Raw genomic sequence first — 19,155 nt, forward strand, 5'->3', positions numbered from 1 at the left:
AAAGAGTATAATGCGTTTTCCCTGCTTTAGTGCTTGTTTAGGAAAAGCCGACTGGAGTTGTCCGGTTGGCTGACAATAGTTGACTGAACAGCCGATTCCAATCGTCCGAATAGCCGATTAAAGTTGTCCTATGATGAAGTTACACATTTAAATTGATAAGAAGTAATGGCTATTGTGTTTGATTGGTATGAAAATCCTAATGCTTCTTCGGAAGAAGAAGCGGCGTTGCATCCGCGTATCTTTATGAATGGAAAAGTGGATACGGATACTCTTTGTTACAAGATTCATGACTACAGTTCGTTGACTGTGGGCGATGTAAAGAATGTGCTTGATAACTTATCGAAGATTCTCGGCGAGTCGTTGCGAGAGGGAAAAGAAGTACATATCGAGGGGATCGGCTATTTTTATCCCACTTTGGCTGCTACGGGGAAAGTGACTCGTAGCACTCCGCATAAGACTAATAAGGTGGCTTTCAAAACTGTCCGATTTCGCCCTGACAGTAATCTGAAAGGACATTTTGTGGGTGTCCGCGCCAATCAGTCCAAGTATGTCCGTCATTCGGAGAAGGTGTCAGAGGTGGAGATTGATATGCTGTTGAAAGAATATTTTGCCGAACATCAGATGATGACCCGCCGTGATTTTCAGGAAGTGTGTGGTTTGGCACGTACTACGGCCAAAACGCATTTGGTACGTTTGCGTGGAGAAGGAAAGCTGGTGAATATCGGTTTGCGCAATCAGCCGATGTATGTGCCTGCTCCCGGTTATTATGGCGTATCCAGAGATGCGGCACATCCTTCACGGTAGTGACTGTGAGTAAGCGTCTCCGCGATTCTATCTTGTCGCCCTTTTTTCATTCTTATATTTTTGCTATGTATAAAAATGAAGCATTATGGATTTAGCAGAAAATCGATTTGGAAAAACTTGGAAACATTTCCTTGAAGCATTGAAAGTAGACTACAATTGTTCTTTAGCCGATGTTTGCCGCGATCAGCATACCACTTTTGGTGGTATGAGTTCCTGGATGTCCAGACGGGGCTATAGCGTTAAACAAGCCAAGGCAGATGTGGTCCGTGATTATTATGGCGGCGTTGAACCCTCCCAACCGACAACTTCCTCTCCTTCATTCACTCAAATAGCACCCGCCATGTTGTCGGAAGAAGAGTTTAGTCTTGCCGGGATCACAATCACCTTTAACAGTGGAACCACCATTTCGGTCAAACGGGCCACACCCGGTGGTGTTATTAAAATGTTGCGCGATTACGAAAGAAAGGAGGGAGATCCATGTATTCTCTAACATCAGCCAATCGATACTATCTGTACCAGGGCTTTGTTCGTATGAACCTTGGCATTGACGGTTTATTCAAAATTATACGATCGGAAATGAAGGACTTGTCTCCCGTTTCCGGAGATATCTTTTTATTCTTTGGTAAAAACCGACAAAGTGTAAAAATACTGCGTTGGGATGGCGATGGCTTTCTTCTGTACTACAAGCGCCTCGAAGGTGGAAGTTTTGAGTTACCGACATTTAACCCCAATACAGGTAATTACGAGATTTCTTATCAGGTTTTGTCTTTTATCTTAAATGGAGTGTCATTAAAGTCTGTACGGTTGAGAAAGCGTTTTAGGATCTAATTCAACATTCTGATTATTAGTTATTTGCGCTAAAGATATCATCCGGTTTATTTGGCCAATTCGTTGATTTTTTATATCTTTATGCCATGAAAAAGGATGAGATCATAGAGTTATTGAAGGAACAAATCAAGGGATTACGAGATGACAACAACAGACTCTTGGACCAAATAGATGCTTTGATAAAGGAGGTTTCTTCCCTTAAAGAGGCACTCCTTCAAAAAGGCGAATCTCTTAGCAAGCAACAGCGCCTTACTAAGGGACTCGCCAAACTTGTATCCAACACATCCGAACAGCAACAGGCTCCCCAATCTGCCATATCCGAAGAAGAGCGGCAGAAGATAGAAGCGGAAAAAGCAGATAAGCGTAAAGCAAGAAAGAACAATGGGGCCAAACGTGACATGCATTATGAGATGGAGGAAGAAGAACATGTCGTTTATCCCGATGATCCCGATTTTGACATCAATAAGGCCCGGTTGTTTACCACTGTTCCCAGAATATGCGTCCGCTATGAATGTGTACCCATGCGCTTCATCAAGCATGTCTACAAGATACACACCTATACGCAAGAAGGTCGCCTGTTTGAGGGAAAAACACCGGCTTCGGCCTTCTTGAATTCCAGCTATGACGGTTCATTTATTGCCGGATTGATGGAATTACGTTATATACAATCGCTACCTGTTGAAAGAATCATCAACTACTTCGAGAGTCATGGCTTTACGCTGAAGAAACCTACGGCTCATAAGTTGATAGAGAAAGCCTCAAACCTCTTCGAAAATCTTTATAAGTGCATCCGGCAGACAGCTTTGAGTGATCCTTATAAGGCAGCCGATGAAACCTATTACAAAATACTCGTCCCGGAAAAGAACAGCAAGGGAAAAGGAGTCAGGAAGGGATACCTTTGGGTGGTTGTCGGCATAAACACCAGGATGATATACTTGCTCTATGATGACGGCTCCCGGTCTGAAAGAGTTATTCTTAACGAATTAGGCAGTTGCAAAGGTATCATACAAAGCGATGGTTACTCACCTTACCGGAAGCTCGAAAGCGATGCTTATCCCAATATCACACGCATCCCGTGCTTGCAACATATAAAACGGAAATTTATAGATTGCGGTGAGAAGGACCCGGATGCAAAAAGAATCGTGGAGCTGATAAACGCACTTTATCAAAACGAGCATAAGCATAAAGTTGAGGTTGAGGGATGGACGGTAGAACAGAATCTTACGCATCGAAAAAAGTATGCGCCGGACATACTCGGAGAAATAAAAGATGTGCTTGATGAAATAGAAGAACGGGGGGATTTATTACCTAAGAGCGAACTGCAGGAAGCCATTACCTATCTTCGCAATGAGTGGAATGCAGTGGTGGACATCTTTAATTATGGTGACACTTATCTGGACAACAATATGGTTGAACGGATGAACCGGTACATATCCTTATCAAGAAAAAACTCATTGTTCTTCGGCAGCCATAAGGGGGCCGAACGAGGCGCCATACTCTATACGATAGCACTCACTTGTAGGATGCATAAAGTGAATCTATTTGAGTATCTCACGGATGTGATAAACAGAACAGCCGAATGGCAACCGAACACACCAATTGAAAAATACAGGGAACTGCTTCCTGACAGATGGGAAAAGGCTAATGACTAAAAAGGGATCATTAGCCTTTTTATTTTAATACACTATATAGAATCGCGGAGACGCTTACGACTGTGAAGGATGTGAAAGAGGTATTTTCACTCAACGAATCACGTAAAAAGACTGATAAATTGAGACTTATCTCAATGTGAAGAGAATGAACAAAGGGCACAAAAAAAGAGCGAATCATTCCGCCCCACCTTTAAAGAATCCCCATAAATGGGATTCTTCTTTTTCTTCATCTTTCATTTACTCTTTACCTGAAAACGTCTTTTTCCTAATACCTAATCAAAACAATCTTTTTCCTAAAAACTAATCTTAAAATCTAATACCTTAGTTTTATAAACTAATACCTTTTAATTATTACCTTTTTCTAATACCTAAAATATAAGTAGTTTCACAACTACACTGCAAAGGTATAGCTGTTTGCGAAAACAGCAAAAGCCATCATACAAAAAATTACATTCAGACTTATTTTTTTGACTTATGTCAAGACGTAGGGTAGATTTTGAGTGTAAACCTCACGTTTATTTTCACAACAATCCGCATTTTCAACAAATCTTTCCTTTTACTCTCTAGTTGCACTCATAATTGAGCAAGCACACAACTAACAAAAAGAAAGCAAAACAAGGGATTGAAAAGACAAACTATTGCCATTCCATCCCAAAATATACAATCACAAAAGCCAATAAGCGGTCTATTTTCGAACAATCTGCATATTTCTAACCCGAAATTACGACGTTTTTTTCAGTTAAGCCGGATTCCTCCTCGGATTTTCAGAAGCAAAAACAGCTTGAAGATACAAGTCTCACAACTTTTCTGTAACTTTGCAGCGTTTGATAATAAATAAGATAGGAATGGATTTTAAGTACGACGTAATTGTAATTGGTGCCGGACATGCTGGTTGTGAAGCAGCGGCAGCCGCTGCTAATTTAGGTTCCAAAACTTGTCTCATCACTATGGACATGAACAAGATTGGACAGATGAGTTGCAATCCGGCTGTAGGAGGAATCGCCAAAGGACAAATTGTACGTGAAATAGATGCATTGGGTGGACAGATGGGATTAGTGACAGATGAGACTGCCATTCAATTCCGGATTCTAAACCGCTCGAAAGGTCCAGCCATGTGGAGCCCCCGCGCCCAATGCGACCGGGCTAAGTTCATTTGGTCCTGGCGAGAGAAACTGGAAAATACACCCAACCTTCATATCTGGCAAGATACCGTATGTGAACTGCTCGTAGAAAACGGTGAGGTCACTGGATTGGTCACCGCATGGGGCGTCACCTTCAAAGCGAAATGCATTGTGCTCACCGCAGGAACTTTCCTCAACGGACTGATGCATGTAGGACGTCATAAATTACCGGGAGGAAGAATGGCCGAACCGGCTTCCTATCAGTTGACCGAATCCATCGCCCGCCACGGTATCACCTACGGAAGAATGAAAACCGGTACTCCGGTACGAATTGACGCACGTAGTGTTCATTTTGACCAGATGGAAACACAAGACGGCGAATCGGACTTCCACAAGTTCTCATTCATGAATACTAGCACGCGCCACTTAAAGCAACTTCAATGCTGGACATGCTACACTAATGAAGAAGTACACCGGATTCTGCGTGAAGGTTTGCCGGATTCTCCCCTGTTCAACGGACAGATTCAAAGTATCGGGCCACGCTATTGTCCGAGCATCGAAACCAAGATTGTCACTTTCCCGGATAAAGATCAGCACCAGTTATTTCTCGAACCGGAAGGAGAAACGACACAAGAGTTATATCTTAACGGATTCTCTTCTTCGCTTCCGATGGAAATACAAATTGCAGCATTAAAACAAATCCCGGCTTTCAAAGATCTGGTTATCTACCGCCCGGGATACGCTATCGAATATGACTATTTCGATCCGACTCAATTAAAACATACGTTGGAATCGAAGATTATCAAAAATTTGTTCTTTGCCGGACAAGTAAACGGAACCACCGGATACGAGGAAGCAGGAGGACAAGGATTGATAGCCGGTATCAATGCACACATTAACTGCCACGGCGGAGAAGCATTTACTTTGGCTCGCGATGAAGCATATATTGGCGTATTAATCGACGATTTGGTTACCAAAGGTGTGGATGAACCTTACCGTATGTTTACCTCGCGTGCGGAATACCGCATTCTGCTTCGCATGGATGATGCCGATATGCGCTTAACAGAGAAAGCATTTAAGCTTGGGTTGGCAAAAGAAGATCGATATCAGTTAGTAAGAGGCAAGAAAGAAGCCGTGGAACAAATCATTTCTTTCGCGCGCAACTATTCGATGAAACCGGCACTAATCAACGATGCTCTCGAAAGGATAGGGACAACGCCCCTACGTCAAGGTTGTAAGTTGATAGAGATTCTGAACCGCCCGCAAGTGACAATAGAAAATATAGCAGAATATGTTCCGGCGTTTCAACGCGAACTGGAAAAAGCGACGAGTTCGGATCAAGACCGGAAAGAAGAGATTCTCGAAGCTGCCGAAATCCTAATCAAGTATCAAGGATATATTGATAGAGAGAGAATGATAGCTGAAAAACTAGCACGATTGGAGAGTATCAAGATTAAAGGAAAATTTGACTATTCTACCATTCAGTCCCTTTCCACCGAAGCTCGGCAAAAGTTGGTAAAGATAGATCCGGAAACAATCGCGCAAGCGAGCAGAATCCCGGGAGTCTCTCCTAGCGACATCAACGTGCTGCTGGTGCTTTCGGGACGATAAGCGGCAACGTTTCACGTGAAACAAAGCATTTAAAGAAACGATATAATTCAATGATTATGAGCAAAGAAACACTAATCAAAAGCATTCGGGAAGTACCCGATTTTCCGATTCCCGGAATCCTGTTCTACGACGTCACTACTCTATTCAAAGATCCATGGTGCTTGCAGGAATTATCCAATATCATGTTCGATATGTATAAGGATAAAGGAATCACCAAAGTGGTGGGTATAGAATCAAGAGGCTTTATTATGGGACCGATTCTGGCAACCCGCCTGAACGCCGGTTTCATTCCTATCCGCAAGCCCGGCAAGCTCCCTGCAGAAACGATTGAAGAAAGCTACGATAAGGAGTATGGCAAAGACACGGTGCAAATTCACAAAGATGCACTGGACGAAAACGACGTAATTCTACTACATGATGATTTGCTGGCAACAGGAGGCACCATGAAAGCAGCTTGCGAATTGGTGAAAAGACTAAAGCCTAAAAAGGTATATGTAAACTTCATCATCGAATTGAAAGAACTGAATGGAAAATCTTTGTTCGGAGATGACGTAGAAGTAGAATCGGTATTGTCTTTATAAAGGACTTGCCTCTATTTGCAGAGAATGTGTCAAAAGTAAGCAGCTAGCGATCTTTCGTACCTAACAATTATGAATACAGAACCAGAAAGCAGAGCCAATGAATATTTGAAAGGGATTGTAGCCAACCTTCCCGAGAAACCGGGTATTTACCAATACTTGAACACGGAGGGCACAATTATATACGTTGGAAAGGCTAAAAATCTAAAGAAAAGAGTCTACTCCTACTTCAGCAAAGAGCATGAACCGGGAAAGACACGAGTGCTGGTCAGCAAAATCGCCGATATTCGTTATATTGTAGTCAACACGGAAGAAGATGCGTTATTGCTGGAGAATAATCTGATAAAGAAATATAAGCCGCGCTACAACGTTCTATTAAAGGATGACAAGACATACCCTTCTATTTGCGTACAAAACGAGTATTTTCCCAGAGTTTTCAGAACAAGGAAGATTATCAGGAACGGTTCTTCGTATTATGGACCGTATAGTCACATACCATCCATGTATGCGGTACTGGATCTGATAAAGCATTTATATCCTTTGCGAACTTGCAGTTTAAACCTAACTCCGGAGAATATACGGGCTGGTAAGTTTAACGTATGCCTGGAATATCATATAAAGAACTGCGCAGGACCATGCATCGGGCTACAATCACAGGAGGATTATCTCAAAAACATTGATGAAATCAAAGAGATCCTGAAAGGAAATACACAAGAAATCAGCCGTATGCTACTGGAAAGGATGCAGACATTAGCCGGTGAGATGAAGTTTGAAGAAGCACAGAAGGTGAAAGAGAAATATCTTCTGATAGAAAACTACCGTTCCAAATCGGAGGTAGTAAGCGCTGTATTGCACAACATAGATGTATTTTCTATTGAAGAGGACGAGTCCAATTCCGCTTTCATCAACTATCTGCATATTACAAACGGCGCCATTAACCAGGCGTTTACATTCGAATATAAAAAGAAGCTGAATGAATCAAAAGAAGAACTTTTGACACTGGGTATTATCGAAATGCGGGAACGCTATAAGAGTCAATCCAGAGAGATTATAGTGCCTTTTGAACTTGATTTGGAGCTAAACAACATCGTATTTACCGTTCCACAGCGGGGAGATAAAAAGAAATTGCTGGATCTTTCGATTCTAAACGTGAAGCAATACAAAGCCGACCGTCTAAAACAGGCGGAAAAGCTGAATCCGGAGCAAAGAAGTATGCGATTAATGAAAGAGATACAGCAAGAGTTGCATCTGGACAGACCGCCTTTGCAAATTGAATGCTTTGACAACTCAAACATACAGGGTTCTGATGCCGTGGCCGCTTGCGTTGTCTTTAAAAAGGCTAAACCCTCAAAGAAGGATTATCGGAAATACAATATAAAGACGGTTGTAGGACCTGACGACTATGCATCCATGAAAGAGGTCGTCAGAAGACGTTATCAGCGCGCTATTGAAGAAAACACCCCTCTGCCCGACCTGATTATCACCGATGGTGGAAAAGGCCAAATGGAGGTCGTTAGAGAGGTGATTGAAGATGAGCTGAACTTAACAATCCCGATTGCCGGACTGGCAAAGGACAATCGCCATCGCACATCGGAACTGCTTTTCGGATTTCCTCCGCAGACTATCGGTATCAAACAGCAAAGCCCGTTATTCCGTTTGCTGACACAGATTCAGGATGAGGTGCACCGCTTTGCCATCAGTTTCCATCGTGATAAACGCAGCAAACGGCAGGTAGCATCGGCATTAGACAATATCAAAGGGATTGGAGAAAAGACAAAAACAGCGCTTCTGAAAGAATTTAAGAGCGTAAAACGGATCAAAGAAGCCTCTTTTGAGGAGATTTCCGCTGTGATTGGAGAAGCGAAAGCCAAGACTGTAAAAGAAGGTTTAGATAACGAACAACAATAAGGAAATACGTCAGCCAAGGCGGCACTGTTCGAAAGTTCGAGCAGTGCCGCTCTAAATTTCAAACCATAACAATCAATAAGTTGATTATCACTACCAAGATAGCGAATTGACAACAAATAATAACGAATAGTCCTATTGACTACGGAGCGAATTCACAATATTTTCCCACCAACACACCGTTTTCTCTTCTGAATTTTGTAAATTTGCCTTTCCTAATCATGAAATAGAATAAATAACAATGAGAATAGTCATACAACGGGTAAGCCATGCGTCAGTAACCATTGAAGGACACTGTAAGTCGTCCATTGGGAAAGGGATGCTGATATTAGTCGGTATTGAAGAAGCAGACGGGCAGGAAGATATCGACTGGCTCTGCAAGAAGATTGTAAATCTACGTATCTTCGATGATGAGAATGGTGTAATGAACAAATCTATCTTAGAAGATGGAGGTGAGATTCTGGTTATCAGCCAGTTCACGCTACACGCTTCTACCAAGAAAGGAAATCGCCCCTCCTATATCAAAGCTGCCAAGCCGGATGTCTCTATCCCACTCTACGAACAATTCTGCAAAGATTTAAGCGGTGCATTGGGAAAAGAAATAGGCACAGGCATCTTTGGGGCAGACATGAAAGTTGAACTTTTAAACGACGGTCCCGTTACTATATGCATGGATACAAAAAACAAAGAATAATAACCAACCATCAACAATTATGACTCTGGAAGAAGCACAGAAACAAGTGGACCAATGGGTGAAAACATACGGCGTCCGCTACTTCAGCGAGTTGACCAATATGGCAGTTCTGACGGAAGAAGTAGGAGAACTGGCGCGTGTCATGGCCCGCAAATATGGAGATCAATCCTTTAAAGAGGGAGAGAAAGATAATATAGATGAAGAGATAGCAGACGTTTTATGGGTGCTTCTCTGCATTGCCAACCAGACAGGTGTAGACATAACCACTGCTTTCCAGAAAAGCATGGATAAGAAAACGAAACGAGATAATAAAAGACATATCAACAACCCAAAACTGAAAGATCATGGAAGAGAATAACTCACAGCCCAACAAGTACAATGCCGCATTGGCAAAGTATAATACCAATCTGAGCGATGCAGATATTCAAGCTCGCGTAGCTGAATTGATTGAGAAAAAAGTGCCGGAAAACAACACGGAAGATGTTAAGAAGTTCCTGTTCAACTGTATTGATCTGACTACTTTGAATAGTACAGACAGTGACAAAAGTGTGATGCACTTTACCGAAAAAGTCAATCAGTTTGACGACGAATATCCTGATCTGAAAAATGTTGCAGCAATCTGTGTATACCCCAATTTTGCAGCCATCGTTAAGAATACGCTGGAGGTAGACAGAGTCAATATAGCCTGTGTATCAGGAGGTTTCCCCTCTTCACAGACATTTATAGAAGTAAAAGTGGCAGAAACAGCATTAGCAATCGCAGAAGGTGCAGATGAAATAGATATTGTCATTTCCATCGGCAAATTCCTAAGCGGAGACTACGAAGGAATGTGTGAAGAAATACAGGAATTAAAGGAAGTTTGCAAGGAACGCCACCTCAAAGTGATCCTCGAAACTGGTGCACTAAAGAGTGCTTCCAACATCAAGAAAGCCTCTATCCTATCCATGTACTCGGGCGCAGACTTCATCAAAACTTCCACCGGCAAGCAACAGCCTGCCGCTACTCCGGAAGCCGCTTATGTGATGTGTGAAGCCATCAAAGAATACTACCAGAAGACCGGAATCAAGATTGGATTCAAACCGGCGGGTGGCATCAATACCGTTAATGATGCGATTATTTACTACACAATTGTAAAAGAGCTATTGGGTGAAGAATGGCTGGATAATCAACTGTTCCGCCTGGGAACCAGCCGCTTAGCCAACCTCCTTCTTTCTGACATCAAAGGGGAAGAAATCAAGTTCTTCTAAGCTAAAGGCTACATTAGCAATCAAATACGCCTTACCGCGCGATTCCCGTACTCCGGGAACCGACGCGGTATTTTTTATTTAAGAAAATCTAAAGATAGTTACAGGAGAATTCAGAAAAATACTTATCTTTGTAAAAGGTTTAGCGATGAAAATATAGCTAATTAGTTATATTAGAGAACGTTTCATTTATTACCAATTCCTGGAATTCGGCAAAATTCAAAGTTATGAATGGTAATAAGCAAACGGGTCTCACGCACCTTCATGTATATACTTTTGTTATATATCGAATGGAGCGTGGGACTGTTGCTTGTATACTCATAACGGCTTGCCGAAGCCTCAGGAAAATACATGGCAACAGTTCTCACGCTTTTCATGAACCTTTGGAGGTATTAGGATGGACGCATATACAAGAACCTTAAGATTCAATCACAACCCTCTGAACCTCATCCTCGGAGCAGAGAAAAAGAAGGGACTACGCATCGGTTATATGGAAGCCGGACTGCAAGGCTTCTATCTCAACTCCATGGAGACCGGAATCCATCCGCAAAAGCTATCCAAACTGCTAACAGAGGAGTTTCACTGCACCGATAATGAGTCCGCCACCGGACTATTCCAGTTCCTTATCAACGAAGGCGACAGAGTCTCCTACCAGATTATGCTCCCCTATTTACTCTCTACAGAGAACATCAACGAGTTCGAAAACATCATTCAAAAGCGTTTTTTCGGAGTGGAACGCTTTATCCGTCAAGGAAAGAATCTATACAAATTTGTGAAATATACAGAGGAAAGAAGGGATCCTATTATATGGATAAATGACTTGGAAAAAGGCATTATCGGATGGGATATGGGACTGCTTGTGAGCCTGGCGCGCGCCTCCCAAGCATGTGGTCACATCACCAAAGAGAAAGCCTGGGACTACATAGAGCAAGCCGCCAAATTATGTTCTTTAGATCTTCATACAGCGGAAGAAATAGACAAGAGTTTCCTTTTAGGAAAAGCGATGAAATCGGAAAAGATAGAAGATTGGGACCGGTTATTATTGTGCTATTCACTTCTGGCAAAATACCGGAAGTAACTATTTTTCGCGGTCTACTACATAATCCAGATAAGCCCGGAGAGCTGCACAGATATCGGAATCCGGCAAAGAAGCCAATAGATTGAAGGCTTTTTGCTTATAGACATTCATAGTCTGAACCGCATATTCAATACCTCCGTTTTCTTTAATAAACGAAATCAAATGAGCTATTTCATCGAGAGTAGCCGTACCCTCCTTTACTTTGATTGCAATTTCTTGCGCTTCCTCGTTTTTCGTCGTATTCAGCACATACAAAGCGGGTAATGTCAGTTTACCTTCAAGCATATCATTACCCGTAGGTTTACCAATTTCCTTATTATCAAAGTAATCGAAAATATCATCTTTTATCTGGAAACAGATACCAATATATTCGCCCAGCAAACGGGCAAGTTCAGCTTCCCCCTCACCCACACCTACCGAGAAAGCGGCAGCCTTTGTGCAGGCAGCAAAAAGAGCAGCAGTTTTCTTGCGGATTACATCAAAATAGACTTCCTCGGAAAAACTGTGATTACTTACATTTGAAAGCTGAAGCAACTCACCGTCAGCAAGATCCTGTCCAAGAGTGGACACAAGCTGAATAATACGATGACTGTTTGTCAGTTCGGCGTGTACAAGGCTGGTTGCCAATAAATAGTCACCCGTCAGCACCGCTACTTTATTATTAAAGATAGCATTTACCGAGAGCTGTCCACGACGTTCGGAACTTTCATCCACTACGTCATCATGTACCAGGCTGGCCGTATGAAGGAGTTCCAGTGAAACAGCCGCATGAAGAGTGGAAGGACATATAGCTCCATAAAGACGTGCCACGAGTAAAACAAGAATAGGCCGCATCATCTTACCATTCCTCTGCCGTATGTGAGATACGACGCTATCGAGCAATGCATTTGAACTGGAGAGAGAACTATCAAAAAGTTCTTTGAAGTCGCCCAGTTCCGCTTCAATCGGAGTTCTGATAAGTGAGATACTGTCCATTTATTACACAATTTGAGCACAAAAGTAATAATAAAACGCTTAATACCGTATTTTTTTGTACTTTTACCATGAAAAATTAATTAAATCTATGGATTCAGGTAATAAATTATTTCTTTTAGACGCTTATGCATTGATATATCGGGCGTATTACGCCTTTATTAAGAACCCAAGAATCAATTCCAAAGGATTCAACACTTCAGCCATACTGGGTTTTGTGAACACCCTCGAAGAAGTACTGAAAAAAGAGAATCCCACTCATATAGGAGTAGCCTTCGACCCCGCAGGTCCCACCTTCCGCCACGAAGCTTTTGAACAATATAAAGCACAACGCGAAGAAACTCCGGAGGCAATCCGTCTTTCCGTACCTATTATAAAGGATATTATACGCGCCTACCGCATCCCCATTCTGGAAGTGGCAGGCTACGAAGCCGATGATGTGATAGGTACGCTCGCTACCGAAGCCGGTCGCCAGGGTATCACTACCTATATGATGACTCCCGACAAAGATTACGGGCAGCTGGTAAGTGACAAAGTATTTATGTATCGCCCCAAACACACAGGAGGTTTCGAAGTGATGGGAGTGGAGGAAGTGAAAGCCAAGTTTGACATTCAGTCTCCGACACAGGTGATCGATATGCTCGGACTGATGGGCGACTCTTCAGATAACATTCCCGGATGTCCGGGAGTAGGAGAAAAGACTGCTCAAAAACTGGTCTCCGAATTCGGAAGCATCGAGAACCTATTGGAACATACCGACCAACTGAAAGGAGCATTGAAAACAAAAGTGGAAACCAATCGGGAAATGATTACGTTCTCGAAATTTCTCGCCACCATTAAAATCGATGTCCCTATCCAACTTGAGATGGATGCTCTTGTCCGCGAAGAAGCAGACGAGAATTCACTCCGCAGCATTTTCGAGGAATTGGAATTTAGAACACTCATCGACCGGGTGCTCAAAAAAGATATTTCCGGAAACGGAATAACCTCTGCCACCGGAAGCAAAGTTGCTACTGGAAAAAGTGCCCCCTCTCCTCTTCCACTTTTTCCCGAAGAAGGAGGCGGAATGCAAGGCGATTTATTTGCGAATTTCACGCCCGATGAACCGGGTGAAGCAAAAAAATCGAACCTAGAGACGTTAGAATCGCTCACTTATAGCTATCAACTTATTGATACAGAGGAGAAAAGGCGGGAAATTATTCAAAAGTTACTTACATCAAAAATTCTCTCGTTAGATACGGAAACCACCGGAACCGAACCAATGGATGCCGAATTAGTCGGAATGAGCTTTTCGATTGCAGAGAATGAAGCTTTTTATGTTCCCGTACCATCGGACCAAGACGAAGCGTTAAAAATCGTAAATGAGTTCCGTCCGGTCTTCGAAAATGAGAATTCGTTAAAAGTCGGACAAAATATCAAGTACGACATGATTGTTCTTCAAAATTATGGCGCAACAGTAAAAGGTCCACTTTTCGATACGATGATCGCTCATTATGTTCTTCAACCGGAACTTCGTCATGGCATGGATTATCTTGCGGAAATTTACCTGCACTATCAGACTATCCACATTGACGAACTGATAGGTCCCAAAGGAAAGAATCAGAAGAACATGCGCGATCTCGACCCGAAAGATGTATATCTATATGCCTGCGAAGATGCAGACGTAACTCTGAAACTGAAAAATGTATTGGAGAAAGAACTGAAAGAAAATGACGCAGAACGTTTGTTCTATGATATAGAAATGCCGCTAGTTCCCGTATTGGTTAATATAGAACGGAACGGGGTATTGCTGGATACGGAAGCATTGAAGCAGTCGTCCGCCCATTTCACCGCCCAGATGGAGCAAATCGAAAAAGAGATTTACGAATTGGCCGGTGAGACTTTCAATATCGCTTCGCCCAAACAAGTCGGTGAGGTACTGTTTGACAAACTGAAAATCGTAGAGAAGGCAAAAAAGACTAAGACCGGCCAGTACGTCACCTCAGAAGAAGTGCTCGAAAGCCTCCGGCACAAACATCCGGTAGTAGAAAAGATTCTGGAACATCGCGGACTGAAAAAGCTATTGGGCACGTATATCGACGCACTCCCTCAGCTTATCAATCCACGTACAGGAAGGGTGCACACCTCTTTCAACCAGACTGTAACCGCTACGGGACGCCTTAGTTCAAGCAATCCGAACTTACAAAATATCCCTATCCGCGACGAGAATGGAAAAGAAATCCGCAAGGCTTTCATCCCCGATGAAGGCTGCCTCTTCTTCTCTGCCGACTATTCGCAAATTGAATTGCGCATCATGGCACACCTTAGCGAGGATAAGAATATGATTGATGCTTTCCTTAGCAATCACGATATTCATGCGGCCACTGCTGCCAAAGTTTATAAGATCGACCTGAAAGACGTAGGTTCCGACATGCGCCGTAAAGCCAAGACTGCCAATTTCGGTATCATCTATGGCATATCCGTATTTGGTCTTGCCGAACGAATGAATGTAGATCGTAAAGAAGCCAAAGAGTTAATCGACGGTTACTTTGAAACTTATCCGGGAGTGAAAGCATATATGGATAAAAGCATTCAGGTGGCCCAGGAAAAAGGCTATGTGGAAACAATCTTCCATCGGAAGCGCTTCTTACCGGACATCAATTCGCGGAATGCCGTTGTACGCGGATATGCGGAACGAAATGCCATCAACGCCCCTATCCAGGGAAGTGCGGCAGATATTATAAAAGTAGCAATGGCACGTATCTATCAACGGTTCCAGACCGAAGGAATACAAGCCAAAATGATCCTGCAAGTACATGACGAATTAAATTTCAGCGTTCCTGTCAATGAAAAAGAGCGTGTAGAAGAAATCGTCATCGAAGAAATGGAGAAAGCATACCGCATGCACGTCCCCTTGAAAGCAGATTGCGGATGGGGCAAAAACTGGCTTGAGGCACATTAAACCATCAAGTGAATAAAGGCCACCTCAATAAGGAATTGCTATCTTTTAGACACTAATTACACAAGGAGACTCCACCTTATCAGGGACCTCCGCTTACAAAATGGAGGCAAGTCTGGGTAATAACATTATTTAACTCTGTATCCAGAAAGCTAGAAAAAAGATTCCTTTTTCGACGAAGTGATTCATTCTATATCCGGCAGATTGACTGCCGGATATTTTTTTGTCACCAATATTGGCAAAAAGCTAGTTAGCACCCACCTCCACTCTTGACATTTTGACAATCTTTTATCTTCAAAAATACATAAATACCAAATTAATATGTAGATTTGCAGCATAAAACCAATGTATTTGGTAGACAAATGAAAGTATAACCCAAAAACTTAAATAGCCATGAAAGCAAAAGTATCTTTAAAAATGTTCGTTTTATCTGCAGCTCTTCTTGTTGTATCGCTTGCTACTTCTGCACGTAGCTACGATAATCAATTGATTTATAATCCAATCGAAGAGAATGGCATGACAGTGGGACAAACCGTTTACAAAATGGACGGAAATACACTTGCCAACTACATGAAGTACAACTACAAGTACGATGACAACAAACGTATGATTGAAAGCGAAGCCTTGAAATGGAACAATAGCAAGGACGCATGGGAAAAAGACCTACGCATCAATTATACTTATGAAGGCAAGACCGTTACTACGAATTATTATAAATGGAACGCTAAAAAACAAGCCTACGTACTGGTACCCGAAATGACCGTTACGATGGATAATACAAATATGTAACATAAACTCTCTCTCATTCTAATATTCTAACAAAAGAATACGCCGCTTCTGCTGAAGAAGTGGCGTATTTCATAATATGAGGTCTACATTACAAAACAAAGAAACGCTCTTGCAGTTCTTTTAGATAACTTCGGGAAATAATCAAATCGTTCTTATCGTGAAAAGGCGGATAAAGTTGACAGCATTTACCATCAATCATTGCCAGATAATTAATATTTACAATAGCAGATTGGCTAATCTGTACAAAAGCTTGTGAATAACTGATAATATCTTCTGCTTTGGTATTTCGCTTCAAATTCAGACAAGTTTGATTAAACAAGACCACCTGCCATTGACGTTTGTCTTTCAGATATTCAAAAAAACCGATTTCTTCCAGCCGCAAAAGCTTGAAGCCTGTCACTGTACTAATCATAAACATGCCTTGCTGGGGCATCAATGCACTAATGGAAGAAGCAAAAGAAGGCAAAAGAGGAAGCGAAGTAGAGGTCATAGCCTTCCGGTAACGGTCCATAATTACTTTCAGGTCTTCCGCTTCAAAAGGCTTCAGCAGGAAGTCGAAAGCCGACTCACGCAACGCCTGAAGCAAGTATTTGTCATAAGAGGTGTAAAATACGACCTTCATATCCCACAAAATATCCTCCCTGATTTCACTTAATAGATTGATTCCCAACGTATCCGGAAGTTCCACATCGAGAAACAATAAGTCCGGATGCAACTCCATAATCATCTTTTTACCCTTTGCACCATTCCCTGCGATTCCTTTTACTTCAAATTCACGATAGGGCTCCAACTCTCGGCGCAAAGCATCAATCGCTGTACGTTCATCGTCAACGATAACTACCTTATACTTTTCTTCTGTCTCCATCATAAATCATAAGAAAAACGAAACGGGATATATACCGACACTTCCGTACCGGTTTGTCCATCGCTTCTGTTGGTTATATTAAAACGTATTTTATCACTCTTATTCTTTGTATTCAGTAATTGAATGGTCTGATACAACACTTTCAATCCTGTACCAGTACCCCGTGTGGCGGAAACTACCTGCGGGAGATACCCGCGTCCGTTGTCGGTAACCGTTATGCGAATCCCATTTGTTTCACGGGAAACATATACCATCAGTTCCTTTTTTCCGTCCTTTCCCGCCAGTCCATGTTTAATAGCATTCTCCACCGGAATTTGCACAATCATAGATGGAATCATGATGCGGGTTGCATCTAAACCGTCCTCCACCGTGATTGTTGCGACAAAATCTTCTCCGACACGTCCACGTTCCAGTTCGATGTATGTACGGACGAAATCCAGTTCGTCTTGCAAAGATACGCTCAATTTCTCGGTAAGTTCGAGGCTACGACGGAGATATTTCACCAGTTCCATCAGATTATGTTTCACCTCTTCCGAGCCGTTAAACTGATTGATCTCACGTCCCAGTACATTAAAAGTAAAATGAGGAGAAATCCGGCTTCTCAAATTCTCCATGCGGACACGGTTGATTTGCTGGAAGAAACGCTGGCGAAGAAACTCCCTCTTTTTACGCATATACCAGACAACTATCACTACCCCTGCCACAAGCAACACGCAGACAAGTACCCAGATAGATACGCTCAACTTGAGCACTCTCATCTCTGCCGCCTGTCGCTGAATCTTCATTTCCTTACGAAGCACTATCGTATCCTGCCGGTAACGCATATCCAATTCGGCAACACGCATCTGTATCCGTTCGCTCCGGATGGAATCGTCCAGATGGCAATCACGTTTCAGGTATTCATAGGCACGGCGATAATCACCGGTATGCTCAAAATAATGTTGCAGATACTGATTGCGTATAGTCAACATATTGGCGTCAAGATGCCCCACAGGAGCAGTCCGGGCGATCATAGTCTTCGCTTGGGCTATATTACCTTTCTTCAATGCCAGTTCAATCATCTGGGTTTCAATGTAATGAACAGCCGAGTTATGCTGTATACCGGAGAAGAAACGATAACTTTCGTCCAGGCAGATCTGTGCGGAGTCCAGTTTGTCAGTCAGCAAATACAATTCTCCCAGGTTTACTTTGATAAAGTTCTGTTCAAACACCATCTGCGGATAAGAAGATACGAGTGCATTGGCCCTGCGCATATATTTCAAAGCCTCCTGATAGTTTTTCCGGTAATAATAATGGTTGCCGCGATTGTTGAGATAGGTCCATTGCTCGCTCACGTTCATTTCATCGAAGAACTGCCCGGCCAATTCATAGTAATGATTGGATAAATCGAAATCGCGCAGTTCCATGTAAGTCTGCCCCAATCCGTAGTAGACAGGAAATTTCGTGTGCTCGGACAAGTTCAAAGAATCACAGAGAAACAGGGCGCGCCGGTAATACGAAGCAGTGTGCGCCAAGTCACTGCTATGCAGATAGGCATCAGCTATATTGATACAAATATCCGGAAGCAGGTGTAGTTTTTTTCCTTCCAGGCGATATCCATAGGCTTTCTTATAGTCGATAATTGCAGAATCAGGGCGGTTCAGTTGCATCCATACGTTGCCTTCGATATTATAGACATCGGACAATACATCATTCCATCGTGGAGACTGGAGAGATTCAGAAGATTGGGAAGCATTGCGGGAAAATTCTTTTACCCGGCGGTTGTAATAGAGTATAGAATCAAAATCGGAAGAGACAAAAAATGTTTTCCCGTAAAGGGCGAGCAGACGATAATAAACCAGGGAATCTTGCGTCTGCGTCAGTGCCTCAAGCAGTTGTGAGCGGGAATAATGCACATTGGAAAACAAAGAATCCTGTACACGAACTTCCAGAGAATCAACCAACGCCTGTTCGCATGAAGAGCTATTGCGGTGTCTATCAGCATATCCGCAACTCAACAACATCAACAGCCCCAACAGTCCAAATAGTTTCATAGTAGTCCTCTGATTCATCCGTTCCCCTTATTCATGTCATGTT

General features: G+C 42.6%; 16 protein-coding genes. 13 read left to right on the forward strand and 3 right to left on the reverse strand.

Annotated elements, in window-relative coordinates:
- Positions 1-165 precede the first annotated feature (165 nt).
- The 11 genes from NQ505_RS04420 (at position 166) to NQ505_RS04470 (ending at position 11,515) form a co-directional block, all read left to right on the forward strand.
- On the forward strand, positions 166-804 hold the full coding sequence (locus NQ505_RS04420; RefSeq protein ID WP_004298017.1) for an HU family DNA-binding protein: 639 nt from the start codon (positions 166-168) through the stop codon (positions 802-804).
- 85 nt (positions 805-889) lie between these two features.
- Positions 890-1,294, forward strand: coding sequence for a hypothetical protein (locus NQ505_RS04425; protein WP_004296724.1), 405 nt, complete (start codon positions 890-892; stop codon positions 1,292-1,294).
- Entirely contained in the window at positions 1,282-1,632 is a 351-nt protein-coding gene (tnpB, locus tag NQ505_RS04430; RefSeq protein WP_004296723.1) for an IS66 family insertion sequence element accessory protein TnpB, read from the forward strand. Before NQ505_RS04425 ends, tnpB begins: the two co-directional genes overlap by 13 nt.
- An 86-nt stretch (positions 1,633-1,718) precedes the next feature.
- Complete coding sequence (tnpC, locus tag NQ505_RS04435; RefSeq protein WP_259827539.1) at positions 1,719-3,284, forward strand: IS66 family transposase; 1,566 nt, start codon at positions 1,719-1,721, stop codon at positions 3,282-3,284.
- A gap of 845 nt (positions 3,285-4,129) precedes the next feature.
- Complete coding sequence (gene mnmG / locus NQ505_RS04440; RefSeq protein ID WP_004296719.1) at positions 4,130-6,016, forward strand: tRNA uridine-5-carboxymethylaminomethyl(34) synthesis enzyme MnmG; 1,887 nt, start codon at positions 4,130-4,132, stop codon at positions 6,014-6,016.
- Between the two features lie 50 nt (positions 6,017-6,066).
- On the forward strand, positions 6,067-6,597 hold the full coding sequence (locus tag NQ505_RS04445) for an adenine phosphoribosyltransferase (RefSeq protein WP_004296718.1): 531 nt from the start codon (positions 6,067-6,069) through the stop codon (positions 6,595-6,597).
- Between the two features lie 69 nt (positions 6,598-6,666).
- Positions 6,667-8,502: an excinuclease ABC subunit UvrC gene (gene uvrC, locus NQ505_RS04450; protein ID WP_009001401.1), complete on the forward strand. Its 1,836-nt coding sequence runs from the start codon at positions 6,667-6,669 to the stop codon at positions 8,500-8,502.
- A 238-nt stretch (positions 8,503-8,740) separates the two neighbouring features.
- The gene (gene dtd / locus NQ505_RS04455; protein ID WP_008023798.1) at positions 8,741-9,193 is read left to right on the forward strand and encodes a D-aminoacyl-tRNA deacylase; all 453 of its coding nucleotides are present in this window, start codon (positions 8,741-8,743) and stop codon (positions 9,191-9,193) included.
- Between the two features lie 19 nt (positions 9,194-9,212).
- Positions 9,213-9,551 (forward strand): nucleotide pyrophosphohydrolase, encoded by a 339-nt coding sequence (locus NQ505_RS04460; protein WP_004296714.1) that lies wholly within the window; start codon positions 9,213-9,215, stop codon positions 9,549-9,551.
- Entirely contained in the window at positions 9,538-10,440 is a 903-nt protein-coding gene (deoC, locus tag NQ505_RS04465) for a deoxyribose-phosphate aldolase (RefSeq protein WP_009001400.1), read from the forward strand. Before NQ505_RS04460 ends, deoC begins: the two co-directional genes overlap by 14 nt.
- Before the next feature lie 394 nt (positions 10,441-10,834).
- Positions 10,835-11,515 carry a DUF1266 domain-containing protein gene (locus NQ505_RS04470; protein ID WP_008023795.1) on the forward strand — a complete coding sequence of 227 codons (681 nt, stop codon included), beginning with the start codon at positions 10,835-10,837 and terminating at the stop codon, positions 11,513-11,515.
- Here the strand turns inward: NQ505_RS04470 and NQ505_RS04475 are convergent, their stop codons facing one another.
- Entirely contained in the window at positions 11,516-12,490 is a 975-nt protein-coding gene (locus tag NQ505_RS04475; protein ID WP_004296710.1) for a polyprenyl synthetase family protein, read from the reverse strand.
- A gap of 88 nt (positions 12,491-12,578) precedes the next feature.
- Between NQ505_RS04475 and polA the strand changes: the two genes are divergently transcribed.
- Complete coding sequence (gene polA, locus NQ505_RS04480; RefSeq protein WP_009001399.1) at positions 12,579-15,428, forward strand: DNA polymerase I; 2,850 nt, start codon at positions 12,579-12,581, stop codon at positions 15,426-15,428.
- A gap of 390 nt (positions 15,429-15,818) precedes the next feature.
- Positions 15,819-16,214: a DUF3836 domain-containing protein gene (locus tag NQ505_RS04485; RefSeq protein WP_004296707.1), complete on the forward strand. Its 396-nt coding sequence runs from the start codon at positions 15,819-15,821 to the stop codon at positions 16,212-16,214.
- An 88-nt stretch (positions 16,215-16,302) separates the two neighbouring features.
- On the opposite strand, the gene NQ505_RS04490 is transcribed toward NQ505_RS04485, so the two are convergent.
- A complete protein-coding gene (locus NQ505_RS04490; protein WP_009001398.1) occupies positions 16,303-17,082 on the reverse strand; it encodes a LytR/AlgR family response regulator transcription factor in 780 nt (259 codons plus the stop codon).
- Positions 17,079-19,130 (reverse strand): histidine kinase, encoded by a 2,052-nt coding sequence (locus NQ505_RS04495; RefSeq protein ID WP_009001397.1) that lies wholly within the window; start codon positions 19,128-19,130, stop codon positions 17,079-17,081. The genes NQ505_RS04490 and NQ505_RS04495 overlap by 4 nt, the downstream gene beginning before the upstream one ends.
- Positions 19,131-19,155: the final 25 nt, after the last annotated feature.

It is taken from the genome of Bacteroides sp. D2, assembly GCF_025147085.1.
GTDB lineage: Bacteria > Bacteroidota > Bacteroidia > Bacteroidales > Bacteroidaceae > Bacteroides.